This window comes from Microvirgula sp. AG722 (assembly GCF_003269145.1).
Lineage (GTDB): Bacteria > Pseudomonadota > Gammaproteobacteria > Burkholderiales > Aquaspirillaceae > Microvirgula > Microvirgula aerodenitrificans.
The window spans coordinates 1-26514 of sequence record NZ_QLTJ01000015.1 but is presented as its reverse complement, the minus strand read 5'-3'; the positions used below and the strand labels follow the sequence as shown (position 1 = coordinate 26514).

The window sequence follows — 26514 nt, the reverse complement described above, 5'->3', positions numbered from 1 at the left end:
CATTATTGCTGATTGCTACGGCTTCGGTTTGGCTGCCGGTGTCGGCGCCGGGCAGGCGCAGGCGGCCGGCTTTTTCTTCTTCACTGTCTTCTTCACGGTTTTTTTCCGCGCCGGCGCCTTGGTCGGCTTCAGCGCCGGCCGCACCAGCGGTTCGGCCACCGGCGCGGAGTAGATCGGCGGATACATATCGGTCACCACCGGCGCCGGCGGCACGGCCACCGTGCACAGCAGATTGCCGCGCACATAGCGCTGCCCGCGCCACAGGGTATTGGTAATGCCGCTGGTCTGGTTCGACAGCTGGTAGCTGGTGCAGCCACGCGCCTGCGCCTCCCGCGCCGCATAGTGCGACAGCGCCTCGTACAGCTGCGGCTGGCCCAGTCCCATATACGGCGCCCAGACGGTCAGCTCGGCGTCCTGGCCGCTGCTGAGCGGCCGCGCCGCATACTGGTACAGATTGCCGTCATCGAAGCCATGGTTGGGGGAGTTGACGCCGACAGCGGCGCAACCGCCGAGCAGCGCAGGAATCAGGAACAGGCCGAGTCTTTTCATGGGGGGGATTATGTCATGACGACCGTGTGGGCCCCGGGTCGACGACGGGTGCAAAGTGAATATTCTGCCATTGCCGGGCCCGCGCCGGCACGCGGCACGTGCCTCATGCGGGATATCGATTGAAAGCGCACAAAATTTAGGCAAAAAGCTTTTTACCCGCTGTGGAAAAGCGATTAAAATGGCGCCCCTCGCTGCCCAATTGCCTATTTTTTAAGCACACATGAACATCGGTCCGCATCGTCTCCCCAACAAGCTTGTCGTCGCGCCGATGGCAGGGGTCACCGATCGTCCGTTCCGCATGCTGTGCCGGCGTTTCGGCGCCGGGCTGGCGGTCAGCGAGATGATTGCCGCGAATACCGCACTGGCCACCACCCGCAAGACGCTGAAGCGGGCCGACCACAGTGGCGAACCGGCACCGATCTCGGTACAGATCGCCGGCGCCGATCCGGCGCAGATGGCCGAGGCGGCCCGGCGCAATGTCGATTACGGCGCTGCCATCATCGACATCAATATGGGCTGCCCGGCCAAGAAGGTCTGCAATGTCGCCGCCGGCAGCGCGCTGCTGCGCGACGAGGCGCTGGTCGGCCGCATTCTGGAAGCCGTGGTCGGCGCGGTCGACGTGCCGGTCACGCTGAAGACCCGCACCGGCTGGAGCCGCGACCATCGCAATGCGCTGACCGTGGCCCGCATCGCCGAGGCCGCCGGCATCCAGGCACTGGCGCTGCACGGCCGCACGCGCGAGGACCTGTATCGCGGCGACGCCGAATACGACACCATCGCGGCGGTCAAGGCGGCGGTCTCGATCCCGGTCATCGCCAACGGCGACATCGATTCGCCGGAGAAAGCCCGCGCCGTGCTGGCGCACACCGGCGCCGACGCGATCATGATCGGCCGCGCCGCCCAGGGCCGGCCGTGGATCTTCCGCGAGATCCAGCACTATCTGGACACCGGCACCCGTCTGCCGCCGCCGGAGATCCGCGAAGTGCGCGGCGTGCTGCTGGAACACCTTGATGACCTGTATGGCTTCTATGGTGAATACCAGGGCTGCCGCGTCGCCCGCAAGCACATCGCCTGGTATACCAACGGCCTGCGCGATGCCAATGCGTTCCGGCAGGCGATGTACCAGCTGGAATCCACCGCCGGTCAGCACCGGGCGGTGGCCGACTATTTCGACCGCCTGGCCGAGCACGGTTCACGGCTCGACTATGCACAGTAACCCGCCTTCCGGACGGACGGCGACTTGTTCAACCTCGACGGCACGACAACAATGACACCACGCCACGACCATCTTTCCGAATCCATCCGGCTCGCCATGGAGCAGTATTTCCAGGATCTGGACGGAGAACAGCCGTGCGCCATCTACGACATGGTGCTGGCGCGGGTGGAAAAGCCGTTGCTCGAGGTCGTGCTCGATTACGCCGGCGGCAACCAGACCCGTGCCGCCGACCTGCTGGGCCTGAACCGGAATACGCTCAGGAAAAAGATGAAGATGTACCAGATGCTGTAAGCCCGGCGGGTCATGACGCCGGGAGGCGCCATGATCCGACCGCGACCGTGAACAGGCTCCTTTCCCTTTCGACTCTCACATCCATCAAGGCTGTCATGACCAAAATCGAACGCGCGCTGATCAGCGTTTCCGACAAGACCGGCATTCTCGACTTCGCCCGCGGCCTCGCCGCCCATGGCGTGGAAATCCTCTCCACCGGCGGCACTGCCAAGTTGCTGGCCGACAACAATGTGCCGGTCATCGAGGTCGCCGACTACACCGGCTTCCCGGAAATGCTCGATGGCCGGGTCAAGACCCTGCATCCGAAAATCCATGGCGGCATTCTCGGTCGCCGCGATCTGCCGGAACATGTCGCCAAGATGGTCGAACACGGCATCGGCAACATCGACCTGGTGTGCGTGAACCTGTATCCGTTCGAGTCCACCGTTGCCGATCCCGACTGCACCATCGAGGATGCCATCGAGAACATCGACATCGGCGGCCCGACCATGGTCCGCTCGGCAGCCAAGAACTGGGCCCACGTCGCCATCGTCACCGACAGTGCCGACTACGCACCGCTGCTCGAAGAACTGGGTTCGACCACCGGCGCCCTGTCGCGCGCCACGCGCTTCTCGCTGGCCAAGAAGGCCTTCACCCACACCGCCGCCTATGACGGCGCGATCAGCAACTGGCTGACTTCGCTGTCCGATGGCGAACTCAGCGGCAAGCCGAGCCGGGTCATCTTCCCGAACCGCCTCAATGTCCAGCTGGTCAAGGCCCAGGACATGCGCTACGGCGAAAATCCGCACCAGGCCGCCGCGTTCTACCGCGACCTCGACCCGGCACCGGGCGCCCTCGCCCACTACAGGCAGCTGCAGGGCAAGGAACTCAGCTACAACAACATCGCCGATGCCGATGCGGCATGGGAAGCGGTCAAGACCTTCGAGGATGCCGCCTGCGTGATCGTCAAGCACGCGAACCCGTGCGGTGTCGCCGTCGCAGCCGATCCGCTGACCGCCTACCGGCTGGCGTTCGCGACCGATACCACCAGTGCCTTCGGCGGCATCATCGCCTTCAACCGCGAAGTGGACGGCCCGACCGTCGAGGCCGTGACCGGCCAGTTCCTCGAAGTGCTGATCGCGCCGTCGTTCACCGACGAAGCGCGCCAGTTGATCGCGGCGAAGAAAAACGTCCGCGTGCTGGAAGTGCCGATTGCCGCCGGCTCGAACCGCTTCGAACTGAAGCGTGTCGGCGGCGGCGTGCTGGTGCAGACGCCGGACATCAAGAACGTCACCGCCGCCGAGCTGAAGGTGGTCACCAAAGCCCAGCCGACCGCGCAACAGCTTGGCGACCTGCTGTTCGCCTGGCGTGTGGCCAAGTTCGTCAAGTCGAACGCCATCGTGTTCGTTGCCAACGGCCAGACCGCCGGCATCGGCGCCGGCCAGATGAGCCGCGTCGACTCGACCCGCATCGCCGCCCGCAAGGCGCAGGATGCCGGTCTGGCACTGAAGAACGCCGTGGCTGCGTCGGATGCGTTCTTCCCGTTCCGCGACGGGGTCGACGTGATCGCCGAGCAGGGCATCGCCGCCATCATCCAGCCGGGTGGCTCGATGCGTGACGAGGAAGTGATCGCCGCAGCTGACGAGCACGGCATCGCCATGGTATTTACCGGCTTCCGCCACTTCCGCCACTAAGCCCGTGACCAGGAAAAAAACACCCCTGCTGCTGTTTCTGGCCATTCTGGCGCTGGCGGGCATCGTGCTGGCCGTCCTGGTCCGCATGCTGACCACCACGCCGGCTGCCGCCGTGTCCGCTGCCCCCGCCGCCACGGCGGTGGCGGTGGCACCGGCACCCGACGGCCGGACGCTGGAACGCGGTCTCGAGCACTATCGCAGCGCGCAGAAGATGAGCGCCGGTCCGAAACCCGGTCGCTGGCTGGTCGATGCCGAGACCCAGAACGGCCCGACCCGCCTCGACGGCCACTTCCTCGCCCCGCAGTTCTTCACCGCCGCCGACGGTGTGCATTACGCGCTGACCGCCTTCGTGGCCGACACCGTGGATGCACAGGGCGACGGCATGGACAGCTTCGCGGCTTCCGGCCAGGTGCGAACGCTGCTGTTCGCCGACCAGGCCGGCGACTTCGTGCTGAAGGACAGCCGTACCCTGACCGCCGGTACCCAGGGCATGGCGCCCGGGGTCCGGCTGGTCCGGCTCGGCGAGCAGGCCTGGGGCTGGCAGATCAGCAATGGCTGGACGCACATGGGCTACAGCCGCGAGAACGTCGAATTCTTCGCTGCGCGCGACGGCCATATCGTCCCGATGGGCGAGCTGGTCACCAGCGCCAGCGATGCCGGCACCTGCCCCGATGCGTCGAACTGCCCGGTCAGCACCGAGCTGACCGCCAGCTGGCGCCTGGTTCCCGAGGCGGGCAAGCCGTTCTATTCACTGGAAGTCGACTGGAGCGGGCGGCTGCGCGGGCAGGCCATCCAGCGCAAAATGACACTGCAACCGGATGCGGCCACCCTGCGCTATCCGGTGCCCAAAGCATTCAACATCTCGTTCTAGGCCTGGCCGACGAACGGACCACCGGGGTCGTCGCTGACGGCCCGTGTCGCAGACATTGAGGAAACAGCATGAAAGTCATGGTCATCGGCGGGGGCGGTCGCGAGCATGCGCTCGCCTGGCGCATCGCCAAATCGCCCCGCGTCTCCAAGGTCTTCGTTGCCCCCGGCAACGCCGGTACGGCGCTCGACCCGCACCTGACCAATATCGCCGTCACCGACATTCCCGCGCTGGTGGCATTCGCCCGCGACGAGGACGTTGCGCTGACCGTGGTCGGACCGGAAGCGCCGCTGGCGGCCGGCGTGGTCGATGCGTTCCGCGCGGCCGGGCTGAAGATCTTCGGCCCGACCCAGTATGCGGCCCAGCTTGAATCGTCCAAGGACTTCGCCAAGGCATTCATGAAGCGCCATGGCATTCCGACCGCCGCTTATGAAACCTTCAGCGATGCCGCCGCCGCGCACGCGTATATCGACCGCAAGGGCGCACCGATCGTCATCAAGGCCGATGGCCTGGCCGCCGGCAAGGGTGTGATCGTGGCAATGACGCCGGAAGAAGCGCATGCCGCCATCGACGACATGCTGCTCGGCAACAAGATGGGCGACGCCGGTCACCGTGTGGTGATCGAGGACTTCCTCGTCGGCGAGGAAGCCAGCTTCATCGTCATGGTCGACGGCGACCATGTGCTGCCGATGGCCACCAGCCAGGACCACAAGCGCCTGCTGGACCACGACCAGGGCCCGAACACCGGCGGCATGGGTGCCTACAGCCCGGCACCGGTGGTCACCCCCGGCGTCCATGCCCGGGTGATGCGCGAAATCATCCTGCCGACGCTCGAAGGCATGAAGAAGGACGGCCACGTCTACACCGGCTTCCTGTATGCCGGGCTGATGATCGATGCCCAGGGCTCGCCGTCGGTGATCGAGTTCAACTGCCGCTTCGGCGACCCGGAGACCCAGCCGATCATGCTGCGACTGAAGTCCGACTTCACCGTACTGCTGGAAGCCGGCGTCAATGGCCGCCTGGACAAGGTAGAGGCCGAATGGGATCGCCGCGTGGCACTGGGTGTCGTGCTCGCCGCCGGCAACTACCCGGAAACGCCGAAGGCCGGCGACGTGATCAACGGCCTGCCGGCAGAAAGCGCCGACTGCGTCGTGTTCCATGCCGGCACCCGCTTCAACGAGCAGCAGCAGGTCGTTACCGCCGGCGGCCGCGTGCTGTGCGTGACGGCGCTCGGCGACAGCGTGCGCATGGCCCAGCACCGCGCCTATGAAGTGGCCGACCAGATCTACTTCGACGGCCGGCAGATGCGCCGTGACATCGGCGCCCGGGCACTGGCGCGTCGTCCCGCCTGAGCGGAGGGGTGAGCAGCGACGCCACAGCGGCCGTCGCTGCTCACCCATGCCGCTACAGCAGCACCGGCCGGTCCGGCAGCTCGTTCGGCCCGCCACCGGCCGGGAAATGGGTCGCAATGACCCCGGTCACCGCCGCAATGCCGTCCAGCGCACCGCCACGGAAGTCGCGGCGGCCAAAGGCCGTTTCCATCTGCTCGCAAATCCCGGCCCAGCCGGCCGCCCCCACCCTGGCATCGATGCCGCGATCGGCAACGATTTCGACCGCCCGGTCCGCCAGCAGCACATAAACCAGCACGCCGTTATTGTGCTCGGTATCCCAGACCCGCAGCAGCGAAAACACCTCGATGGCGCGGCTCTGCGCCGTGCGCCCGCCCAGGATCGCCCCCGGCGACAGCGCATCCTCGACCGCAAAGCGCACCTGCCCGCCATGGCGGCTTTCACCGCTGGCGATGGCGGCCTCGATCGCCGCCAGCGTCGCCGGCGGAAATGCCTGCCGCTGGCGCCAGCGTGTCATGCCCAGATGCCTGTACAGGCGTTTGCATACTGTCATTACCATTTTCCCGAAGCCCCACCACCACCAAAGCCCCCACCGCCGCCACCGAATCCGCCGCCGCGTCCGCCACCACCACCGAAGCCCCCGCCGCCAAAGCCGCCACCGGTCCCCACGATGCCGAGCAGGGTCAGCACGAAGGACAGCGCACCGGCACCGAGCGTCAGCAGCAAGGGGGTGGCAAACAGCCATTCGAACACCGCCGCCGTCCCCGCCCCCAGCAGCAGTGCGGCCGGCAGCCGGCCCAGCATGCTGCGCAGCAGCCCGCCCAGCACGAACACCGGCACCACGGCAAACACCAGCAGGTCCAGCCCGCCACCGCCGTTCTCGCCACGCGGCGCCTGCGGCGCCGGCAGGGGCTCGCCATCGATGACCGCCATCATGCTGTCTAGGCCGGCATCGATGCCGGCATAGAAATCGCCGTCACGGAAATGCGGCACGATGATTTCGCTGATGATCCGCTTGGCGGTCGCGTCATTCAGCGCGCCCTCCAGCCCGTAGCCGACCTCGATGCGCAGGCTGCGGTCATTCCTGGCCACGATCAGCAGTGCCCCGTCGTCGACCTTCTTGCGCCCGAGCTTCCATTGCTCGACCACCCGCATGCCGTATTGCTCGATGCTGTCGTCGCCAGTGGTCGGCACGATCAGCAGCGCCAGCTGGCTGCCCTTCTTCGCCTCGAAGGCCTGCAGCTTCTGCTCCAGCGCGGCGCGCTGCCCGGCGTCCAGCGTATCGGTCAGATCGGTCACCCGCGCGGTCAGCGCCGGCACCGCCACCGGCCCGGCGGCGGCGAACAGGCTGCAGACCAGGGCCACTGCCGTCAGCAGGGTCCTGGTCGTGGCGGCAAGGGTCATTTCGTCGTGCCCGGTGCCGCAGCGGCAGGCGCCGCCGGCGTGGTGCCGAAATCGACCGTCGGCGCCGTCGAGATGGCGCGTTCGTTTTCCACCGTGAAGTTCGGCTTGACCTTGTAGCCGAATGCCATGGCGGTCAGGTTGGACGGGAAGCTGCGCACGGTCAGGTTATAGTCCTGCACCGACTGGATATAGCGGTTGCGGGCCACGGTAATGCGGTTCTCGGTGCCTTCCAGTTGCGCCTGCAGATCGCGGAAGCCGGTATTGGCCTTCAGGTCCGGATAGTTCTCCGACACCACCAGCAGGCGCGACAGCGCGCTGCTCAGACCGGCCTGCGCCGACTGGAAGCGGGCAAACGCCTCCGGGTCGTTGACCAGTTCCGGCGAGGCCTGGATGCTGCCCACCCGCGCCCGTGCCTCGGTGACCTGGGTCAGCACTTTTTCCTCGTGCGTCGCATAGCCCTTGACCGTATTGACCAGATTCGGCACCAGATCGGCACGACGCTGGTACTGGTTCACCACTTCGGCCCAGCTGGCCTTGATCTGCTCGTCATTGGCCTGCAGCGTGTTGTAGCCGCAACCGGACAGGCTCAGCACCCATGCGGCGATCAACAGTTTCCATAGCGTGCGCATTTATCGACTCCCGGAATTGGCAATATCCGGAAGTATTGTAGAAAAAGGGGGCAGGCAGGGTAACGGAATGCAAAAAACCACGGAAATATGCCCGTGGCTTTTGCACTGCCGGGGTCCGGTTCAGCTCGCCGCCACCCCGTACTGCTGACGATAGGCCTGCACCCGCTGCAGGTTCTGTTCGAGTTCCGGCGCGCCGGCCAGGTAGCCGAGCAGATCGTCGAGGGTTGCGATGGCGACCACCGGGATACCGAACTGTTCGGCTACTTCCTGGGTGGCCGACAGCGTGCCCTGACCGCGTTCCATCCGGTCCAGCGCAATGGCGACACCGGCCGGTTCCGCGCCGGCGGCACGGATCAGCTCGACCGATTCGCGCACCGAAGTACCGGCGGAAATCACGTCATCGATCACCAGCACCCGGCCACGCAGCGGGGCGCCGACCAGCACGCCGCCTTCGCCATGGTCCTTGGCTTCCTTGCGGTTGTAGGCGAACGGCACGTCGCGACCACGTTCGGCCAGTGCCATGGTCACGCCACCGGCCAGCACGATGCCCTTGTAGGCCGGGCCGAACATCATGTCGAAGCCGATGCCGCTGGCGTCGATCGACTGGGCATAGAAGCGCGACAGTGCCAGCAGGCTCGCGCCGTGGTTGAACAGGCCCGCATTGAAGAAGTACGGGCTCGGCCGGCCGGCCTTGGTAACGAACTCGCCGAAGCGCAAAACCTGCTCATCGACGGCGAAACGAATAAAATCCTGACGAAAATCGCTCATGGCCCCACTCCTGATCCGGTGGCGGCCGTCCAGCGCGGCCGCGCAAACGGCGCGAAGCATACCCGTGCCGGCGCCTCGCGTCACGCCGCATCCCGCCCCGCAACCCCCTTCCCGGAGATCCACTTTGCCACGCATCATCAGCGCCAACCTCAACGGTATCCGCTCGGCGGACAAGAAAGGGTTTTTCAACTGGCTGGCCGGCAGCGGCGGCGACATCGTCTGCGTACAGGAGCTGAAGGCCCAGGACGCCGACCTGTCGCCCCTTCACCGCCAGCCGCCCGGCTACCCGTTCAGTGCCTTCCATTGCGCGGAGAAGAAGGGCTACAGCGGCGTCGGCATCTATGCCCGCCAGCAGCCGGACCGGGTGATCGAAGGACTTGGCCTGCCCGAGTTCGATGCCGAAGGCCGCTATCTGCGCGCCGATTTCGGCCCGCTGAGCGTGATTTCGCTGTACCTGCCGTCCGGCTCGTCCAGCGAAGAGCGCCAGCAGGTGAAATTCGCCTTCATGGCCGCCTTCCTGCCGCAACTGGAAGCGCTGATCGCCGAAGGCCGTGACCTGGTGCTGTGCGGTGACTGGAATATTGCCCACAAGGAAATCGACCTGAAAAACTGGAAGGGCAACCTGAAGAACTCCGGCTTCCTGCCCGAGGAACGCGCGTGGCTGAGCGACGTGTTCGACCGCGTCGGCTTCGTCGACGTCTGGCGCCGGCTGTATGCGGACATCCCCGGCTACACCTGGTGGTCGAACCGCGGCCAGGCCTATGCCAAGGACGTCGGCTGGCGCATCGACTACCAGATCGCCACACCGGCACTGGCCGCGCGTGCCACCTCGGCCAGCGTCTACAAGGACGAGAAGTTCTCCGATCACGCGCCGCTGATCGTCGACTACAGCTAACGCCGCAACGCCGCGCGATATTGCGACGGCGTTGCGCCAAGCGCGTCGCGAAAGCGCCGCGTCAGGTGGCTGCCGCTGGCAAAGCCGCAGGCCGCCGCCACCGCGGTCAGCGGCAGGTCGCCGTCGCGCAGCAAGCGGCGCGCGCGGTCGAGCCGGCGCGCAATCAGCCAGGCGTGCGGTGGCAGGCCGAAGCTGGCGCGAAACGCACGGGCAAAGTGGAATTCGGACAGCGCGCACAGCCCGGCCAGTTCGGCCAGCGTGATCTCGCCATCCAGCCCGGCATCGATATAGTCGACCAGCCGCCGGCGCAGCGCCGGCGCCAGCCCGCCCCGGACCGCGCCCGGCCGCCAGCCGCTGTGCTGGCGCACCAGGTGCAGCAGTGTCTGCTGTACCAGTTCGTTCGCCGCCAGCCGCATGGCATCCTCCGTCCAGTCGATGGCGTGGATGCGGCGACACCAGCCTGCCAGCACGGCATCGTCCAGATAGGTCAGGTCGGCCAGCTGCACCGCGCGGGGTTCGCGATCCATGCTGGTCACGATCAGTTCGGCCAGCCGGGTCGGCGAGAAATACAGGTGGACGAAGTGCAGGTCGCCGTCGATGACCCATTCCGACGCATGGTCGCCCGGCAGCAGGCACAGTCGCCCCGGTGCGCCATAGTGGCCGGGCTGGCTGCGCCGCCAGGTGCCCTGCCCGCCGGACAGGTACAGCGACAGCGTATGACTGCCCGGTTCGCTGTAGCAGGTCTGGTCGTCGTGGTTGCGCCATTCGGCCACGCCGATGCCGTCGCTGAGCATGGCGGCGCGTTCGAGCGTGGCATGCGAGCGCTCGGACAGGATGGTGAAGATCTGATGGTCCAGCGACGAGTCCATGTGCGGCAGTGTACTGCCGACCGACCGCGCATGCTGCCGCGCTGCAACAAAAGCGCAAGAACGTGCAAGCAGCAACGGCCATCACTGGTGATGATGGAAACATTCCCGTCTCCGGATGTTTCATCATGAATGCCCTGCTTTACCTGTCCGTCGTGCTGATCTGGGGCACGACCTGGATCGCCATCAAGATGCAGCTCGGCGAGGTGCCGGTCAGCCTGTCGATCGGCTGGCGCTTTGCCCTGGCCGCCGCCGTGCTGTTCGCCATTCTCGCCGTGCGTCGCCAGCTGAAACCGCTGCCGCGCCAGGCCTGGGGACTGGTATTCGCCCAGGGCCTGTGCCTGTTCTGCGTCAATTTCCTGTGCTTCTACCATGCAGGGGACTACATCACCACCGGACTGGAAGCGGTGGTGTTCTCGACGGCTGCGCTGTGGAATGCGGTCAATGCACGCCTGTTCCTCGGCCGCCGCATCGCCCCGAACGTGATTCTCGGCGGCGCCGTCGGCCTGCTCGGCCTGCTGGCGCTGTTCTCGCCGGAGTTCTCCCACACCTCGGGCATGCGCACGGCCATCGGCCTCGGCCTGAGTCTGGTCGGCACCCTGTGCTTCTCGGCCGGCAACCTGCTGTCGGCGCGGCTGCAGTCACTCGGCCTGAAGCCGCTGTACACCAACGCCTGGGGCATGCTGAGCGGTGCGCTGGTGCTGCTGGTCGGCAGTGCGGCGGCGGGCGTGCCATTCGTGTTCGACCCCAGCCCCGGCTATGTCGGCGCGCTGCTGTATCTGGCGATTCCCGGCTCGGTGATCGGCTTCACCGCCTACCTGATGCTGGTCGGCCGGCTTGGCCCGGAGCGCGCCGCCTACTGCACGGTATTGTTCCCGCTGGTGGCGCTGAACATTTCGGTGTTCGCCGAAGGCTATGTATGGACACCGCTGGCGCTGGCCGGCGTCGCCCTGGTCATGCTCGGCAACTGGCTGGTGTTCCGCCCGGCGTCGGCCGGGTCCGGCTGGCCGCTGTGGCGGCGGGCGAAGTCCGGCTGCTAGCGCAGCAGCCCCCACAGCATGTCGGTCGCCATGACCACCATCAGGGCGGCGAACACCTTCTTCAGCCGGCTGACCGGCAAGCGGTGCGCCAGCGCCGCGCCCAGCGGTGCCAGCGCGCTGGTGATCACGCACAGCGTGATCAGGCCCGGCAGATAGATGAAGCCGGCCGACCACGGCGGCAGGCCGGGTGCCTGCCAGCCGCTGATCAGGTAGCCGATCGCGCCGGACACCGCGATCGGCCAGCCGAGCGCGGCACTGGTCGCAATCGCCCGCGGTACGGCGATCTGGCACCAGACCATGAACGGCACGCTCATCGAGCCGCCACCGATGCCGACAAAGCTGGAAACCAGCCCGATCAGGCCACCGGCGACACCCATGCCGGCGGTTTGCGGCAGAGTACGCGTGCCCTTCGGCTTCTTGTCGAGCAGCATCTGCGCCGCAACCGCGTACGCATAGACGACAAAGAACCATTTGAGTTCGCGGCTGGGCAGATAGCCGGCGACCTGGGTGCCGGCCAGCGTGCCGATCACCATCCACGGTGCCATCCGGCGCACGATGCTCCAGTCGACGGCACCGCGCAGATGATGGGCGCGCACGCTGGACATGCTGGTGAACACCATCACCGCCAGCGAGGTGCCGAGTGCCAGGTGCTGGACATGGGTATGGAAACCGCTGGCCTCCAGCGTCCACACCATGGCCGGCACGATGATCAGCCCGCCCCCCACCCCCAGCAGACCGGCCAGAAAACCGGCAATGACACCGACGCCGGCCAGCGCGGCCAGAATGGACAGATCGGGCACTAGCGCCACCTTTCGTGAATCAGTTTCCAGTGTGCCGGATCGACCGGCATGGCCGACAGCCGGCTGCCCGGCGCCAGCACCTGCAGGGTCGCCAGCTCGGGCACGGCACGCAGTTCGGCCATGGTGATGACCCGCGGATAGCGGGTGACGAACGACACGTCGACCGAATACCAGCGCGGCTGGTCCGGCGTGGCTTTCGGGTCGAAGTAGCGGCTGTCGGGATCGAACTGGGTCGGGTCCGGATAGGCGGCCGACGCAATGTCCATCTCCCCGGCCAGGCCGATCTCGCGGCAGCTCGAATGCCACAGGAACGCCCGGTCGCCGGGCCGCATGCGATCGCGGATAAAGTTGCGCACCTGGTAGTTGCGCACCCCGGTCCACTCGCCACGCCCGTCGCGGGCAAGGTCGTCGATCCCCCAGCAGGCGGGCTCGGACTTCATCAGCCAGAACATGTCATTTCACTATGCGGAAGGAATCGATTGTGCCTGCGGCGAACGGCAGGAACAAGCAGGCGATCAGCGGGCGGGCCGCCAGACGCGCTGTTCGGTCAGGACCCGGTCCAGCGGCAGGTCGTGCGCCTCGCGCGGGATGGCGTCGGCGCGCTGGCAGGCAAACGCGCAGCCGAACAGCCACGGACGGGCGTGGCGGCGCATCAGCGGAGACAGGGTGCAATCGTAGTAGCCGCCCCCCTGGCCGAGCCGGTAACCGGCGGCATCGAAACCGACCAGCGGCATGAATACCGCCTGCAGGCGCGAGGCCGGCACCACCGGCCCGAGCGGTTCGACGATGCCGAGCCGGCTGACGCGCCAGCGGGTGGACGACGTGAGTTCGACGAAGCCAAGCACCCGGCCGCGCGCCGGCACCACCGGCCAGAACACCCGGCAGCGGCGCGCGAGCGCGCGCGCAATCAGCGGCGCGAGCGAAAGCTCGCTGCCACTGGCGTGATAGACGGCGATTCGACGACCCGGCGCCAGATAGGACTGGGCCCGGATGGCGACCCGGTTCGCGGCGGAAAGCCGGTAACGGGGCGTCAGCATCAGCCGTTTGCCGCGCAGTTCGCGGCGCAGGGCGCGCTTGGCTTCCGTCAGGGTCATGGGGAGGGAGAAGAGGGTAGCCCCCGCAGGTGCCGATTAGACTTGTCATCCCGAACCTGAGGTTCAGGTGGCCACCGGCAGCGCATTTCGGGCGCACCGGCTAGCGGCACGACTCGCCCACGCGCAATCAGCTGGCAGCCTTTTAACATCTATTGGTTCAGAGAATTTAAGCCTTCCCGAACACCGCAGGGGACTAAAGCTGTAAGAGATCAGAACAAGTCGGCCTGGGCCTGTATGGCGCGCTGTGCCGTCTCGTCGATGGATTCTATTTTACGTTGAATCGCTTCCATGTCCAGCGGATTTTCGACCCGTTTCAGCATCAGGTCATGGGTCAGATTCAGCGCGGCGAGGATGGCGATGCGCTCGCCGTCGACCACCCGGCTGTTGTCACGGATGGTGCGCATTTTCTCGTCGAGGATGCGGGCGGCGGCCATCAGGCTGTCGCGTTCTTCGGACGGGCAGGAAAAGGTGAAGCGGCGGCCAAGCAGATCGAGGCCGACGGTGACGGTATCACTCATTTATCGATCTCCGGCAGTCGGGTCAGGAGGGCTTCGATGCGCGAGCGCGTGGTATCGAGCCGGGCAGTCAGGTCGGTATTGCGCGCTTCGGCATCCTGCGCGCGCTGTTCGGTCACCGCCAGCCGTGCGGACAGGTCGACCAGCCGCTGTTCGGCGGCGGCCACGCGTTCGTTCGCGGTGCGATTGGCCTGCTCGAGCGTCTCCCGCTCTGCGCGCAGGGCGCGATTCTCATTGCCGAGGCGGGTGGCCAGTGCGGCCAGCTCGCTCACGCTGGCCTGGAGTTTTTCGAGTTCGGTATCCATATCCGGGGCACTGTAGCGTGGCCGTCCGACAGGGTCAAATCCCGACCGGTCACGACCGGCTGCGGGCACTGTCCAGCACGCGGCAGACCGCGCTGGCGCCGTCGGCAAGGCGCGGACCCGGCCGGCTGACCAGGTCTTCCGGCAGGCCGTACAACTGCCCGTTCGCCACCGCCGGAATCGTCGTCCAGCGCTTCCACGCCGCGAGCCGGTCGACGTCGCCCGGCACCAGCATCACCGCCGGTCGCGCCGCCATCACCGCTTCGACCCCGACCTGCGGTACCCGCGGCGCCAGCGCGGCAAACACATTGCGGCCGCCGCACAGCGCGACCAGTGCCGAGATGAACTGGCGGCCGTTGACCGTCATCAGCGGCGACACGTTGATCTGGATGAAGACCGGCAGCGGCGTCAGTCCGGCATGGCGTTCGCGCAGCGCGGCGATTCGGGTCCGGAACGCCGCGGCCTGACGACGGCCGCCGTCACTGAAGCCGCTGAGGATGCCGAGCTTTTCCATGCTGGCCGGCACGGTATCCAGCGAGTCCGGTTCGGTCAGATAGACCGGGATGCCGAGCGCCCGGATTCGCGCCAGCTCGCGCGGGGCATTGCCGCTGGCCCAGCCGACCACCAGATCCGGCTTCAGCGCCATGACCTTCTCCACGCTGACGCCGCTGTAGCCACCGACGCGCGGCAGGCGGCGGGCGGCATCCGGCCAGTCGCTGTAGTTGGTCGCCCCGACCAGCCGCCCGCCAGCACCGATCGCGTACAGCATTTCCGTCGCATGCGGTGCCAGTGAAATGATGCGCCGCGCCGGCTGCGGCAGTGAAACGCGGGCACCGGTATCGTCGCTGACGCTGACGCCGGCCGGTGTTGCCATGGCCGGCAGCGGACACAGGCAGAGCAGCAGGGCCACATGCAGGGCGCGGCCCATCATCGCGGCTCTCCGCCCTTCAGCGCCAGCGGCAGGCCGGCGGCAACCAGGGTGACCCGGTCGGCAATGGCGGCAACCGACTGGTTCAGCCAGCCCAGCTCATCGACGAACCAGCGCGTTTCTGCGCCCATCGGCACCACGCCGAGGCCGATTTCATTGCTGACCACCACCACGTCGCCCGCCGCCGAGGCCAGCGCGTCGAGCAGCGTGGCCCGCGCCTGCGGATAGCGTTCCGCCTCCCCCGGCGCCAGAAAGTGCGCCAGCCACAGCGTCAGGCAGTCGATCAGCACCAGCCCGTCCGGACGCGCGGCATCCTGCAGCGCGTCACTCAGGGCCACACCGCACTCGACCGCCCGCCACGACGCCGGCCGGCGTGCCTGGTGCATCGCCACCCGGTGGGCAAACTCGGCATCACCGACACTGGCGGTCGCCAGGTAATGCACCGGGCCGACGTGGGCCAGCGCCAGTTTCTCGGCATGGCGGCTTTTGCCCGAACGGGCGCCGCCGGTGATCAGATGCAGCATGGAACCTCCTGCCGGGGATGCCGGACGCACGGTCTTACTTCGGTTGCCAGTTCACGCCGACCAGCCACTCGCGGCCCGGCTGGTTGAAACTCCGGATCAGCGTGTAGTCGCGGTCGAACACATTGTTGACCCGCGCGTACAGCGTGGTGGTCGGGGTCAGCCGGTAGTCGGCATACAGGTCGACCAGACCATAGCCGGCCAGCGGCTGCTTGTTGGCCGGATCGCTGTAGCGCGAGCCGGCGGCGGTCAGGGCACTGCCCAGCGTGACCGGGCCGATGTCGCGGCTGACGTCGACGCTGCCGAACACCCTGGCGCGCTGCGACAGCTGGTTGCCATTGCTGCGATCCTCACCGTCCTGCCAGTTGACGTTGGCGGCGATGCGGGTACCCAGCAGGGTGGTGCTGCCTGCCAGCGCCAGACCGCGGATGCGGGCCTTGTCGACGTTCTCCGCCGTGCACGGACCGCTGCCGCTGCACACATAGCCATTGATCATGTCGTCGATGCGGTTCTCGAACGCCGTCAGCCGCAGCATGCCGTATGCCCCGTTGTACTCGGCACCGACCTCCCCGTTGCGGGCCGACTCCGGCTTCAGGTTCGGGTTGCCCTGGAAACCATAGGCCAGCGGCCAGTACAGATCGTTGAAGGTCGGCACGCGGAAAGCGGTCCCGTAGTTCGCGGTCAGCTTGATGCTGTCGGTCAGCCGGTAGCCATAGCCGAGCGAGCCGGTGGTCTTTTCACCGAACTGCGAGTTGTCGTCATGACGCAGCGACGCATTCAGCAGGTGGTCGCCGAAATTGCCGCTCCAGCCGGCGAACACCGCCTTGTTGTTGCGTTCGTTCCGGGTATAGGCCTGCGTGCTGTCGACCTTCTGGTTCAGGTACTCGGCACCCAGCACCACCCGGCCGGCCACGCCGAGGTCCAGGTCGTTCTGCCAGGTGTAGGTATCCTGGGTGGTCTTGTACAGACCGGAGCGATCGAGATTCACCCCGCTGTAGGTCTCGTAGCGATCGACACCGTTGGTCACGGTCAGCGTGCTGGTCCATACATCGCTGAAGCGGTCTTTCAGGTACACGCTGTTGCTCTGGACGCGCTGCTTGTTGTAGTCGTCGGCCAGCGGCGTGCCGTTGTCAAAGTCGGCCTTGCCGAAGGACTGGAACAGCTTGATGCCGATTTCATGGCCGTCGACGATCTGGTGCGACACATTGGCGCTGTAGCTGAGGTTGCGGTAGCCGTCATCGTCCGGGTTGTAGCTGAACGTGTTCTGCGCATTGGTGGCGGAGAAGCCGCCATCGGTCCCGCGACCGGCCACGTTCAGCGAGAACGAGGTATCGCCGACCACGCCGCCGATGCCGCCGCCGACGCGCCAGGTGCCGTCATTGCCGACGCCGGCGCTCAGGTACGGCTTCGGTGCGCCCTTGCCCTGTTTGGTGAAAATCTGCACCACGCCGCCGATCGCATCAGCGCCGTACAGCCCGGATACCGGGCCGCGTACGATTTCGATATGGTCGATCAGTTCCAGCGGGATCTGTTCCAGCGCGGTCTGCCCCGAAGTCGCCGACGATACGCGCACGCCGTCGATCAGCACCACCGACTGCTTGGAGCTGGTACCGCGCAGATACAGCGCGCTCGCGCGGCCATCGCCGCCGTTGCTCGCATACTCGACGCCGGACTGGCGCGCGAGCAGCTGCGGCAGGTTCAGGCCGCCGGCACGGGCGATTTCCTGCTGGCCGATCACGGTCACGTCACGGGTCTGTTCACGGCTGTCGGTGGCGGAACGGTTGGCGGTCACCACGATTTCGCCGGCGGTGGTGGCGGGTTCGTCAGCGAACGCATTCGCCACTGCCAGCGACGCCAGGCTGGCGACAAACCATTTGCTACGGATATTGCACTTCACGAAAAACACTCCCTGGAAACGGATCAGGAGTGCGAGAAAGACAGGCGCATGGCCTTTCAGAATGGACAATCGGCGCGGCCCGGCCTGATGCCGGTCGCGCTGTCGCTGTCATACCGCCTCCCCGCGATACTCCACTGCAGATTGCCTGGGCCGGTCTCCGGGCTGGGTTCCCGCGGCCTCGCCTTCCCACCCTGTCGGGCAGTGGCGCGTGAAGCCGCTTGCATGCGAACCATACCGTTGCGGGGGCAGCGCCGGCCTGTCACCGGCTTCCCGTTTCATCCGCGCCTGACGGCGGCGGACACCCTGGCAAGATGGAGCCGGATTATAGCGGCGGCATGCCGGCATGACAGCCCGCAAGATCAAATTACGCCGTAATGCCGATTGAAGCGCTGCCGGCGCAGCGGTAAGGTCTCGCGTTCGATTTTCGCCGCCCCGCAAGACGGGACGATTCCCTTCTCTCTTCCGGAACCCCCTGATGCCCCATCCCGATGCGTCCGCCTTCGATGCCGCCGTCGCCCGCCAGGCGCGACTGACCAAACCCGCCGGCAGTCTCGGCAAGCTGGAAACCCTCGCCTGCCAGTTCGCGGCCTGGCAGGGCCGCGCCATTCCCTCGCGCCTGCGCCCCGCCATCACTGTCTTTGCCGCCGACCATGGCGTCGCCCGCAGCGGCGTCTCGGCTTATCCGGTCGAAGTCACCGCCGAGATGGTGAAGAACTTCGTTCGCGGCGGGGCGGCAATCAGTGTGCTGGCGCGGGAAATCGACGCGACACTGGAAGTGGTCGATGTCGGTGTGGCGGCAGACTTCGATCCGGCCATGCCGATCGTGCATGCCAAGGTCCGCTACGGTTCGCGCAATCTGTGCGACGAACCGGCCATGCAGGAACAGGAATGCGAACAGGCGATCGAAGCCGGCCGCGCCGCCGCCCGCCGCGCCATTGCCGCCGGTGCAACGCTGCTGATCGCCGGTGAGATGGGCATCGGCAACACCACCCCGTCGGCCGCGCTGATCTGCGCACTGAGCGGCGCCCGCCCGGTCGATGTGGTCGGGCGCGGTACCGGTGTGGACGACCAGGGCATGGCCCGCAAGCGGGGAGCGGTCGAAAAGGCGCTGCTGCGCGCCCGGACTACCGACACGGCGGCCGGCTGGCTGGCCGAGGTCGGCGGGCTGGAAATCGCCGCCATTGCCGGTTACTACCTCGAAGCCGCCAGCGCCGGTGTACCGGCACTGGTTGACGGCTTCATCACCGCAGCCGCGGCCCTGGTCGCCTGCGGCATCGATATCGACACCCGCGACTGGCTGCTGGCCTCGCACCGTTCCCGGGAACTGGGTCATGAGCTGGCACTGACCGCGATGGGGCTGGAGCCGCTGTACGACTTCGGGCTGCGCCTCGGCGAGGGATCCGGCGCGGCGCTGACCGTGCCGATGCTGCAGATGGCGATCCGGCTGCATGCCGACATGGCCACCTTTGCCGAAGCCGGCGTCAGCGACCGGGACCACGAATGAAGCGCATTACCTTGTGGCGGCACGGCGAGATCGACGCCGCCGGCCTGCTGGTCGGCCGGCGCAGCAACCCGCCGCTGACCGGGGCCGGACGCGACACCATGCGCCGGGGCTGGCCGGCGCTGACGGCCATGGCACCGGTCACGGCGATCGCCTGTTCGCCGCTGCAGCGCTGTCTGGCATCGGCAGAAGACTTCGCCGCCGATGCCGGTCTGGCGCTGCACGTCGATGCCGGTTTTGCCGAAACCGATTTCGGCGTCTGGGACGGCGCCCCGCTGGACGGCCTGCCGGCCGACTGGCAGGCCGAGTACAGCAACGGCCGCTTGCTGCCGGATGGTGGCGAAACGCTGGCCGGCTTCCGCACCCGGGTCATCAGCGCATTCGATAGCTGGGTCGAGCGCCTCGGCGACGGCCACGCCGTCCTGATTACCCACGGCGGCGTGATCGCCGCCGTGCTGGCCGCGCGGCTCGAACTGTCGCTGCCCAGCGCGCGACGGCTGTTCGTCTCGCGTGGCGGTTACGTGCAGCTGTCGCTGGCCGACGGCTGCCCCGACTACCTGATTGCACTGGCCAACCCGGCAATGGGTTGAGCCGGCCACCATGGCGCCGGCGTCCGGCTGACGAATGGCGTGCCCGGTTTGGGGGCGGTGACGCGCAGCCTATACAATACCGCTCCGTTTCCTGGCGCCGCCGTGCGCATCGAATGGCCCCCATGCACGCCATCGGCATTCACGCATTCTGGCTCTGGAGCGCAGCCGTCGCCGGTGTCGCGCTCGACTACCTGCTGGGCGAGCCGCGCCGTGCCCATCCACTGGTCGGCTTCGGCCACCTCGCCGGCTGGCTCGAACGAACCTTCAACCGCCCCGACGGCCGGCCCGGTTCCCGGCTGCTGCTCGGTGCGTGCGGCTGGTGTGCGCTGGTGCTGCCACCGGCGGTCGCCGCCCAGGCCCTCGTCATGGCACTGCCACTGCCACTGGCACTGCTGGTGCATGCCCTGCTGCTGTATTTCACCCTCGGCGCGCAAAGCCTCGGCGCCCACGTCCGCCCGATCGCCGCCGCCCTGGCCGCCGGCGACCTGCCGGCCGCACGTGCGCTGACCGCCCGCATCGTATCGCGTGATCTCGACGATGCCGATGAGGCCGCCGTCGCCCGCGCCGCGGTCGAATCCACGCTGGAGAACGGCAACGATGCCATCTTCGGCGCATTGTTCTGGTTCGCCGTGGCCGGCGGCCCCGGCGCGCTGGCCTATCGGCTGGCCAATACCCTGGACGCCATGTGGGGCTACCGGACACCGCGCCTGCTGCATTTCGGTCGGGTGGCCGCCCGTGCCGACGATGTGCTGAACTGGCTGCCAGCCCGGCTGACTGCCATCAGCTATGCCCTGCTCGGCCACAGCCACGACGCATTCGCCTGCTGGAAAACCCAGGCCCGGCACTGGGACAGCCCCAACGCCGGCCCGGTGATGGCGGCCGGCGCCGGCAGTCTCGGCGTCTGTCTTGGCGGCCCGGCCCGTTACCACGGACACATCGAAGACCGCCCGCCGCTCGGCTGCGGCGAAACCGCCGGCGACCATCACATTACCGAAGCCTGGCGGCTGGTGGTACGGACCCAGCAGGCCTGGCTGGCGTTCGGCGCCATCCTGCCCGCGCTCACTCTGGCCTCCCTGCTATGACGATCTCTCCCCCACCGCATGGCGGCAGGCTGCGCGAAGCCGCGCGGCACTTCGACCGGCCACTGGCCGACTGGCTCGACCTGTCCACCGGCATCAATCCGTGCAGCTACCCGCTGCCGCCGCTGGATGTCGATGTCTGGCGCCGGCTGCCCGACGACGACGACGCGCTGCCGGCCATCGCCGCCCACTACTACGGCGCGCCGCCCGCAGCCCGCGTGCTGGCCGTCGCCGGCAGTCAGGCCGCCATCCGCACCCTGCCGCGGCTGTTGCCGCCCGGCCGGATCGGCATCGCGCCGCTGACCTACAGCGAGTACGCGCCGGCCTGGCGCCGCGCCGGACACGAGGTGGTGCCGGTCGACCTCGACGGCATCGAGGCAGCCCTGCCGACGCTCGATGTCCTGCTGGTGGTGAATCCGAACAACCCCACCACCGAGCGGGTCGCGCCCGGGACACTGCTGCGCTGGCGTGAGGCCCTGGCCGCACACGGCGGCCTGCTGCTGGTCGATGAAGCTTTCATGGACGCCTCGCCGGCGCACAGCATTGCCGCCCATACCGGCGCACCGGGCTTGCTGGTCTGCCGTTCCGTCGGCAAGTTCTTCGGCCTGGCCGGGCTGCGCGCCGGCTTCGCGCTCGGCGAGCCCGCGCTGATCGACCGGCTGGCAGCCGAACTCGGCGCCTGGGCGGTCAGCGGTCCGGCCCGTGCCGTGGTAGCGGCCGCGCTGGCCGATACCGACTGGCAACAGGCAATGCGCGACCGGCTGCAGCGCCAGCAATCGCGCCTCGTCGCCCTGCTGGAACAGCACGGACTGAAAGTCGCCTCGACGCCATTGTTCTGCTGGTGCCCGCATCCGGACGCCCCCGCCCGGTACCACGCGCTGGCGCAGCAGGGCATTCTGGTGCGCTGTTTCCCTGCCCTCGGTGGCCATGGCCCCAGCCTGCGCTTCGGCCTGCCCGATGACGCCAGCTGGGCGCGGCTGGATGCCGGGCTGGCGCATGCCTTTTCGACGCCGGGTGCCGGTGCCGCTCCCCTGACTCAAGGATGACCCGCCGATGCGTGGCCTGATTCTCGCCGTACAGTTCCTGACCCGCCTGCCGACCCCGCGCCTGGCCACTTTCGATCCGGCCTGGCTGACGGAATCCGCACGCTGGTTCGCCACGGTCGGGCTGATGGTCGGGTTGCTGCTGGCGGCAGCAGCCGGTGCCGGCGCGCTGATCGACCCGTGGCTGGCCGCACTGGCGGTGGTCGGCGTCTGGACCTGGGTCACCGGCGCGCTGCATCTGGATGGTCTGGCCGATCTGGCAGACGGACTCGGCGCGGCACACCGCTCACCGGAACGCTTCCTGGCCGTGCTGAAAGATCCGCATGTCGGCAGTTTCGGCGTGGTCGCGCTGGTCATGCAGCTGGCGACCAAGCTGGTGCTGGTGATGCTGCTGGTGCAGACGGGCACGCCGTGGCTGGCCTGGCTGCTGCTGCCGGCCTGGGCCCGGCTCGGCGCGGTGTACTGGTCGGGGACGATGCCGCAGCTGGCGGCCGGCGGGCAGGCGGAACGATTCGGCTGGTGCACGCACTGGCCCAGCTTCTGGCTGTCATTCGCGGCGCTGGCGGCCGCGTCGGCCTGGTTTGCACCGGCGCTGCTGGTGGCGCCACTGCTGTGGCTGGCCTGGCGCCGCACACTGATGGCACGGCTGGGCGGGGTGACCGGCGACTGCCTCGGTGCCGGCATCGAACTCAGCGAATCCGGGCTGCTGCTGGCCCTGTTGCTGGTGGCGAAATGGCTGCCGGACCTGGTCTAGTCCGGCAGCCGGGGTCTTACAGCTTGCCTGCCAGCTTGCGGTTGCGCAGCACGCACAGCAGGTCGACGGCGATATGCGCCGCCGAAATGGCGGTGATTTCGCTCTGGTCGAACGGCGGCGACACTTCAACCACGTCCATGCCGACCAGGTTGACGTCTTCCATGCCGCGGATGATCTGCAGCGCCTGCGCACTGCTCAGGCCGCCCGGAACCGGCGTGCCGGTGCCCGGTGCAAAGGCCGGGTCCAGGCAGTCGATGTCGAAGGTCAGATAGGTCGGATTGTCGCCGACGATGGCCTTGATCCGGCGCAGCACTTCGGCACAGCCGATTTCATGCACGGTCGGCGCGTCGAGCATCTGCATGCCCATGAAGTCGTCGTTCCAGGTGCGGATGCCGATCTGCACCGAGCGCGCCGGGTCGATCAGGCCTTCCCGGATCGCCTTGTAGAACATGGTGCCGTGATTCAGGCTGTCCGGCTCATCGTCCGGCCAGGTATCGCAATGCGCATCGAAGTGGATCAGCGACAGCGGCTTGCCGTATTTTTCCGCATGTGCGGTCAGCAGCGGGTAGGTGATGTAATGGTCGCCGCCAAAGGTCAGCATCTTCGCGCCGCTGTCGATAATGGTGCGCGCATGGTCGACGATGCTTTTCTTGATCGTCAGCGGATTGTGCGCATCGAACCAGCAGTCGCCGTAATCGATCACCGCCAGGTCATCGAACGGGTCGAAGCCCCACGGGAACGGTTTCAGTTCGGCCAGTTGCACCGACGCGGCACGCACCGCCGCCGGCCCGAGGCGGGCGCCGGGACGGAAAGTGGTCGCCAGATCCAGCGGCACGCCGCTGACGGCGACGTCGACACCGCGCAGGTCGCGCGTGTAGTTGCGGCGCATGAACGACAGCACGCCTGCGTAGGTATTTTCGATATTCGAGCCGTACAGGCCCTGACGGCGCATCGCGCCATCGCCAAGAATGTCAGTCATTCGGTAACTCCCGGTCCAGAGAGTACGCCGGCCACCGGGTCACGCAGGACCCTGATTCGCCAGCGATTCCCGTCCATCTTGCGCAGCCGACGGGTGAAGGCTGCCGCGCACCCCGCGCGGAAAACGGCGGAAGTGTGCCCGACCCCGGCCGGCGGGACAAGCGGCATGCGGACCGGGCCATGACAGGAAAATATCTGCCGCCGGAGGGTGCCCGCTCATAGAAAAAATAAATCGCCATTTGCTTTCGCTGTTGTCCGACAGCGCATAGCCTGTAGCACAGTTGTTCATTCCCGCCCGGGGAATCGTCCTGTCCGCAGCGGGCAGCCGACGCGTCCCCCTCCTTGTCGCGTGGTCCGGTTTCCAGACCGGCGCCTGACGTCCCGTGTCCCACCGCGACCAACCGCGGCGCCATGCCGCCAGGAGGCCTGCGATGAATCATCTCGCCGAACTGCTGCCGGCCCTGCCGGCCTCGTTCAACATACTGACCACCTTTGGTGCCCTGCTGGCGGCAGGCATTATCGGTGCCCGCCTGTTTGTCCGTACCCTGCGCCTGCCGATCCTGTCGGCCTGGGTCCTGACCGGCTTCATTCTCGGCCCGGCCGCACTCGGTCTGGTCAACCAGGCGCAACTGACCGATCTGCAGCCGCTGGTGGAAATCGGGCTGGCACTGATCCTGTTCCAGCTCGGGCGCCGGCTCGACGTCGGCTGGTTGCTGCGCGAGCGCTGGCTGGCCATGACCTCGCTGGCCATCGCCATGACCCTGTTCGCCGCCGTGGCGGTGGCACTCGGCGCCGTCGGCCTCAGCGTGACCACCTCGCTGCTGATCGCCGCGCTGACGCTGGCCGTCTCGCCGGCGACGCTGCTGCTGACCATACGCGAGCTGCGCGCCGAAGGCGTGGTCAGCGAGCGGGCGCTGAACCAGACCGCGCTGATCCACCTGCTCGGCTGGCTGGCGCTGGGGCTGACCCTGGCCGGCTGGCAGGCACACAGCCAGCCGCTGACCGCCTCACTGCTCAGCCTGCTCGCACGCAGCGTCGCCGCCCTGCTGCTCGGGCTGTTCAGCGCCTGGCTGGCGGTCCGGCTGGCCGACTGGCTTGGCAAGCTCGACGGCTACCAGCCAGTGATTCTGGTCGCCCTGGTCACCGTCACCATGGGCATCTGCAGCTGGCTCGGCTGGCCGGCCGCCGTATCGCTGCTGGTGTTCGGCAGCGCCACCCGCCGCATGGACCGCCAGTTCGCCCTGGCCGAACCGGATCTGCTGCCTTATGGCAGGCTGCTGTATGTCGCCCTGTTTGTCCTCGCCGGTGCCGCGCTGGAACCCCGTGCGCTGGCCGTGGCCTGGCTGCCGGCCGTGGTCGTGCTGGTGGTCCGGCTGGCGGTGCCGGTAGCGATGATGGTGCTGCTGGCCCGGCCCAATGGCGTCGACTACCGGCAGGGCGTCGCCATCGGCGCCACACTGTGGCCGGTCGCCGGCGCCCCGCTGATCGGCATCGGTATGGTCGGCCAGTTCAACCCGGTGCTGGCCAGCCAGTTGGCGGCCATCTCGCTGTCGATACTGCTGCTGTCCGAACTGCTCGGGCCGATCGTCATCCGTCAGGCGCTGCGCGTCTGCAAGGAACACGGGGAGAACACGCGATGAGACTCGAATTCACGCCATCGACGCCACTGACTTTCGGTATCGAGCTGGAACTGCAGATCCTCAACCGGCGCGACTACGCGCTGACCCGGGGTGCCGCCGACATGATGCGGCTGATCGAGCGCCAGGGCCCGGTCGGCGACATCAAGCCGGAAATCACTGAAGGCATGATCGAGATCGCCAGCGCCGTCCACACCGACGCCAATGCCATGCTCGACGAGCTGAAAACCATCCGCAAGCAACTGCTGGGTGCCGCCGACAAGCTCAACCTGGCCCTGTCCGGCGGTGGCACCCACCCGTTTTCGCGCTTTGCCGAGCAGCGCATCTATCCGAAGGAGCGCTACAAGCTGGTATCCGAGCTGTACGGCTATCTGGCCAAGCAGTTCACGGTATTCGGCCAGCACATCCATATCGGCTGCCCGGACGGCGATGCCGCCTGCCGGCTGACACACCGGCTGGCAGCGGTGATTCCGCATTTCATCGCGCTGTCGGCCTCCTCGCCGTACTGGCAGGGCAGTGACAGCGCCTTCGCCTCGTCGCGTCTGAATGCGGTCAATGCCTTTCCGCTGTCCGGCTCGATGCCGTTCGTGCTCGACTGGTCGTCGTTCAACGACTATTTCGAGCGCATGGCCGGTTACGGCATCGTGCGCTCGATGAAGGATTTCTACTGGGACGTCCGGCCCAAGCCGGAATACGGCACGGTGGAAATCCGGGTCTGCGATACGCCGCTGTCGCTGGAACGGGCGGTTGAGCTGGGTGCCTATGCGCGCACGCTGGCGGCTGCTTTCCTGGCCGACGACAGCACGCCGAGCGCCGACGTCTACCTGACCTACAGCTACAACCGCTTCCAGGCCTGCCGCTTCGGCCTGCAGGGCGAGATCATCGGCAGCGACGGCAAGGTCGCCTCGCTGAGTGCCTCGATCCTGACCATGCTGTCCCGGCTCGCGCCGCAGGCCGGGCAACTGGGCACGCAGCCGCAGCTCGATGCGCTGGCACAGCGGGTGATTCGCAGCGACAGCGATGCGGACTGGCTGCGCCGCCAGTACACCGAAACCGAGTCGTACTCGCACATGGCCCGGCTGGCGTCAGCGCAATGGGAGAACCGCTAGCCAGCATTGGCTATTTATCCTGAGAAGCAAAGAAGCCCCCGTGCATGGCACGGGGGCTTCTTTGCGTATCCGTCACGATCGCCACGCACCAATGAAAGAAGCCCTCGTACAGGGTACGAGGGCTTCAGTATAGGACCTGGCGGTGACCTACTTTCGCATGGGCAAGTGCCACACTATCATCGGCGCAAAGCAGTTTCACGGTCCTGTTCGGGATGGGA

At 67.3% G+C, this 26514-nt stretch carries 29 protein-coding genes, 1 other RNA gene and 1 riboswitch; of the genes, 14 read left to right on the top strand and 16 right to left on the bottom strand.

All coding sequences use genetic code 11. The features are described 5' to 3' along the window. Positions 1-15: 15 nt before the first annotated feature. Positions 16-549 carry a hypothetical protein gene (locus tag DFO50_RS15445; protein ID WP_028499478.1) on the bottom strand — a complete coding sequence of 178 codons (534 nt, stop codon included), beginning with the start codon at positions 547-549 and terminating at the stop codon, positions 16-18. A 220-nt stretch (positions 550-769) separates the two neighbouring features. Here DFO50_RS15445 and dusB point away from each other — a divergent pair, with 220 nt between their 5' ends. From dusB to purD, 5 genes are all read left to right on the top strand, one after another. After that, positions 770-1765 (top strand): tRNA dihydrouridine synthase DusB, encoded by a 996-nt coding sequence (gene dusB / locus DFO50_RS15440; protein WP_107889056.1) that lies wholly within the window; start codon positions 770-772, stop codon positions 1763-1765. A gap of 51 nt (positions 1766-1816) precedes the next feature. Further along, complete coding sequence (locus DFO50_RS15435) at positions 1817-2056, top strand: helix-turn-helix domain-containing protein (RefSeq protein ID WP_028499480.1); 240 nt, start codon at positions 1817-1819, stop codon at positions 2054-2056. A gap of 95 nt (positions 2057-2151) precedes the next feature. Continuing rightward, on the top strand, positions 2152-3729 hold the full coding sequence (purH, locus tag DFO50_RS15430) for a bifunctional phosphoribosylaminoimidazolecarboxamide formyltransferase/IMP cyclohydrolase (RefSeq protein WP_112692835.1): 1578 nt from the start codon (positions 2152-2154) through the stop codon (positions 3727-3729). Positions 3730-3733: 4 nt separating this feature from the next. Then, positions 3734-4600 (top strand): hypothetical protein, encoded by an 867-nt coding sequence (locus DFO50_RS15425; protein ID WP_107889054.1) that lies wholly within the window; start codon positions 3734-3736, stop codon positions 4598-4600. Positions 4601-4668: 68 nt separating this feature from the next. Continuing rightward, on the top strand, positions 4669-5949 hold the full coding sequence (purD, locus tag DFO50_RS15420) for a phosphoribosylamine--glycine ligase (protein WP_028499483.1): 1281 nt from the start codon (positions 4669-4671) through the stop codon (positions 5947-5949). A gap of 52 nt (positions 5950-6001) precedes the next feature. On the opposite strand, the gene DFO50_RS15415 is transcribed toward purD, so the two are convergent. From DFO50_RS15415 to pyrE, 4 genes are all read right to left on the bottom strand, one after another. After that, complete coding sequence (locus tag DFO50_RS15415) at positions 6002-6463, bottom strand: TPM domain-containing protein (protein ID WP_233495286.1); 462 nt, start codon at positions 6461-6463, stop codon at positions 6002-6004. Positions 6464-6498: 35 nt separating this feature from the next. Next, on the bottom strand, positions 6499-7350 hold the full coding sequence (locus DFO50_RS15410; RefSeq protein ID WP_028499485.1) for a YgcG family protein: 852 nt from the start codon (positions 7348-7350) through the stop codon (positions 6499-6501). Next, entirely contained in the window at positions 7347-7979 is a 633-nt protein-coding gene (locus tag DFO50_RS15405; protein ID WP_112692834.1) for a LemA family protein, read from the bottom strand. Before DFO50_RS15405 ends, DFO50_RS15410 begins: the two co-directional genes overlap by 4 nt. Before the next feature lie 120 nt (positions 7980-8099). Continuing rightward, entirely contained in the window at positions 8100-8747 is a 648-nt protein-coding gene (gene pyrE, locus DFO50_RS15400; RefSeq protein ID WP_028499487.1) for an orotate phosphoribosyltransferase, read from the bottom strand. Between the two features lie 124 nt (positions 8748-8871). Between pyrE and DFO50_RS15395 the strand changes: the two genes are divergently transcribed. Next, positions 8872-9642: an exodeoxyribonuclease III gene (locus DFO50_RS15395; RefSeq protein ID WP_028499488.1), complete on the top strand. Its 771-nt coding sequence runs from the start codon at positions 8872-8874 to the stop codon at positions 9640-9642. Here the strand turns inward: DFO50_RS15395 and DFO50_RS15390 are convergent. Further along, a complete protein-coding gene (locus DFO50_RS15390; RefSeq protein ID WP_028499489.1) occupies positions 9639-10511 on the bottom strand; it encodes a helix-turn-helix domain-containing protein in 873 nt (290 codons plus the stop codon). The genes DFO50_RS15395 and DFO50_RS15390 overlap by 4 nt on opposite strands. 125 nt (positions 10512-10636) lie before the next feature. Between DFO50_RS15390 and DFO50_RS15385 the strand changes: the two genes are divergently transcribed. After that, the gene (locus tag DFO50_RS15385; protein WP_028499490.1) at positions 10637-11548 is read left to right on the top strand and encodes a DMT family transporter; all 912 of its coding nucleotides are present in this window, start codon (positions 10637-10639) and stop codon (positions 11546-11548) included. On the opposite strand, the gene DFO50_RS15380 is transcribed toward DFO50_RS15385, so the two are convergent. The 9 genes from DFO50_RS15380 to DFO50_RS15340 all read right to left on the bottom strand — a co-directional run bounded on the left by DFO50_RS15380 (position 11545) and on the right by DFO50_RS15340 (position 17605). Further along, positions 11545-12348, bottom strand: coding sequence for a sulfite exporter TauE/SafE family protein (locus tag DFO50_RS15380; RefSeq protein ID WP_199489857.1), 804 nt, complete (start codon positions 12346-12348; stop codon positions 11545-11547). The two genes, DFO50_RS15385 and DFO50_RS15380, sit on opposite strands and share 4 nt — an antisense overlap. Next, positions 12348-12800, bottom strand: coding sequence for an EVE domain-containing protein (locus DFO50_RS15375; protein WP_028499492.1), 453 nt, complete (start codon positions 12798-12800; stop codon positions 12348-12350). Before DFO50_RS15375 ends, DFO50_RS15380 begins: the two co-directional genes overlap by 1 nt. Before the next feature lie 63 nt (positions 12801-12863). Beyond that, positions 12864-13442, bottom strand: coding sequence for a 5-formyltetrahydrofolate cyclo-ligase (locus DFO50_RS15370; RefSeq protein WP_028499493.1), 579 nt, complete (start codon positions 13440-13442; stop codon positions 12864-12866). Between the two features lie 16 nt (positions 13443-13458). Beyond that, positions 13459-13637, bottom strand: a non-coding RNA gene (gene ssrS / locus DFO50_RS15365) — 6S RNA. A 14-nt stretch (positions 13638-13651) separates the two neighbouring features. Then, a complete protein-coding gene (locus tag DFO50_RS15360) occupies positions 13652-13960 on the bottom strand; it encodes a cell division protein ZapA (protein WP_028499494.1) in 309 nt (102 codons plus the stop codon). After that, positions 13957-14262 carry a carbohydrate porin gene (locus tag DFO50_RS15355; RefSeq protein ID WP_036386101.1) on the bottom strand — a complete coding sequence of 102 codons (306 nt, stop codon included), beginning with the start codon at positions 14260-14262 and terminating at the stop codon, positions 13957-13959. Before DFO50_RS15355 ends, DFO50_RS15360 begins: the two co-directional genes overlap by 4 nt. Before the next feature lie 49 nt (positions 14263-14311). Further along, positions 14312-15190, bottom strand: a complete 879-nt coding sequence (locus tag DFO50_RS15350; RefSeq protein ID WP_233495285.1) for a cobalamin-binding protein — start codon at positions 15188-15190, stop codon at positions 14312-14314. Further along, entirely contained in the window at positions 15187-15711 is a 525-nt protein-coding gene (gene cobU / locus DFO50_RS15345; RefSeq protein WP_112692833.1) for a bifunctional adenosylcobinamide kinase/adenosylcobinamide-phosphate guanylyltransferase, read from the bottom strand. Before cobU ends, DFO50_RS15350 begins: the two co-directional genes overlap by 4 nt. A gap of 34 nt (positions 15712-15745) precedes the next feature. Then, on the bottom strand, positions 15746-17605 hold the full coding sequence (locus DFO50_RS15340; protein WP_158537483.1) for a TonB-dependent receptor domain-containing protein: 1860 nt from the start codon (positions 17603-17605) through the stop codon (positions 15746-15748). Between the two features lie 130 nt (positions 17606-17735). Continuing rightward, positions 17736-17926, bottom strand: a riboswitch (cobalamin riboswitch). Positions 17927-18080: 154 nt separating this feature from the next. Here DFO50_RS15340 and cobT point away from each other — a divergent pair. From cobT to DFO50_RS15315, 5 genes are all read left to right on the top strand, one after another. After that, positions 18081-19109, top strand: a complete 1029-nt coding sequence (cobT, locus tag DFO50_RS15335; RefSeq protein ID WP_028499497.1) for a nicotinate-nucleotide--dimethylbenzimidazole phosphoribosyltransferase — start codon at positions 18081-18083, stop codon at positions 19107-19109. Further along, positions 19106-19696, top strand: a complete 591-nt coding sequence (locus DFO50_RS15330; RefSeq protein ID WP_036386102.1) for a histidine phosphatase family protein — start codon at positions 19106-19108, stop codon at positions 19694-19696. Before cobT ends, DFO50_RS15330 begins: the two co-directional genes overlap by 4 nt. A gap of 122 nt (positions 19697-19818) precedes the next feature. After that, a complete protein-coding gene (gene cbiB, locus DFO50_RS15325) occupies positions 19819-20778 on the top strand; it encodes an adenosylcobinamide-phosphate synthase CbiB (protein WP_107889051.1) in 960 nt (319 codons plus the stop codon). After that, positions 20775-21821 carry a threonine-phosphate decarboxylase CobD gene (cobD, locus tag DFO50_RS15320; protein ID WP_112692832.1) on the top strand — a complete coding sequence of 349 codons (1047 nt, stop codon included), beginning with the start codon at positions 20775-20777 and terminating at the stop codon, positions 21819-21821. Before cbiB ends, cobD begins: the two co-directional genes overlap by 4 nt. A 7-nt stretch (positions 21822-21828) precedes the next feature. After that, positions 21829-22572: an adenosylcobinamide-GDP ribazoletransferase gene (locus tag DFO50_RS15315; RefSeq protein WP_028499499.1), complete on the top strand. Its 744-nt coding sequence runs from the start codon at positions 21829-21831 to the stop codon at positions 22570-22572. A gap of 16 nt (positions 22573-22588) precedes the next feature. Here DFO50_RS15315 and speB read toward each other — a convergent pair whose 3' ends face one another. Beyond that, complete coding sequence (gene speB / locus DFO50_RS15310) at positions 22589-23551, bottom strand: agmatinase (RefSeq protein WP_028499500.1); 963 nt, start codon at positions 23549-23551, stop codon at positions 22589-22591. Positions 23552-23981: 430 nt separating this feature from the next. Between speB and DFO50_RS15305 the strand changes: the two genes are divergently transcribed. Then, on the top strand, positions 23982-25190 hold the full coding sequence (locus DFO50_RS15305) for a cation:proton antiporter (protein ID WP_028499501.1): 1209 nt from the start codon (positions 23982-23984) through the stop codon (positions 25188-25190). Next, positions 25187-26296 (top strand): YbdK family carboxylate-amine ligase, encoded by a 1110-nt coding sequence (locus tag DFO50_RS15300; protein WP_028499502.1) that lies wholly within the window; start codon positions 25187-25189, stop codon positions 26294-26296. Before DFO50_RS15305 ends, DFO50_RS15300 begins: the two co-directional genes overlap by 4 nt. The last annotated feature ends 218 nt before the right edge of the window (positions 26297-26514 follow it).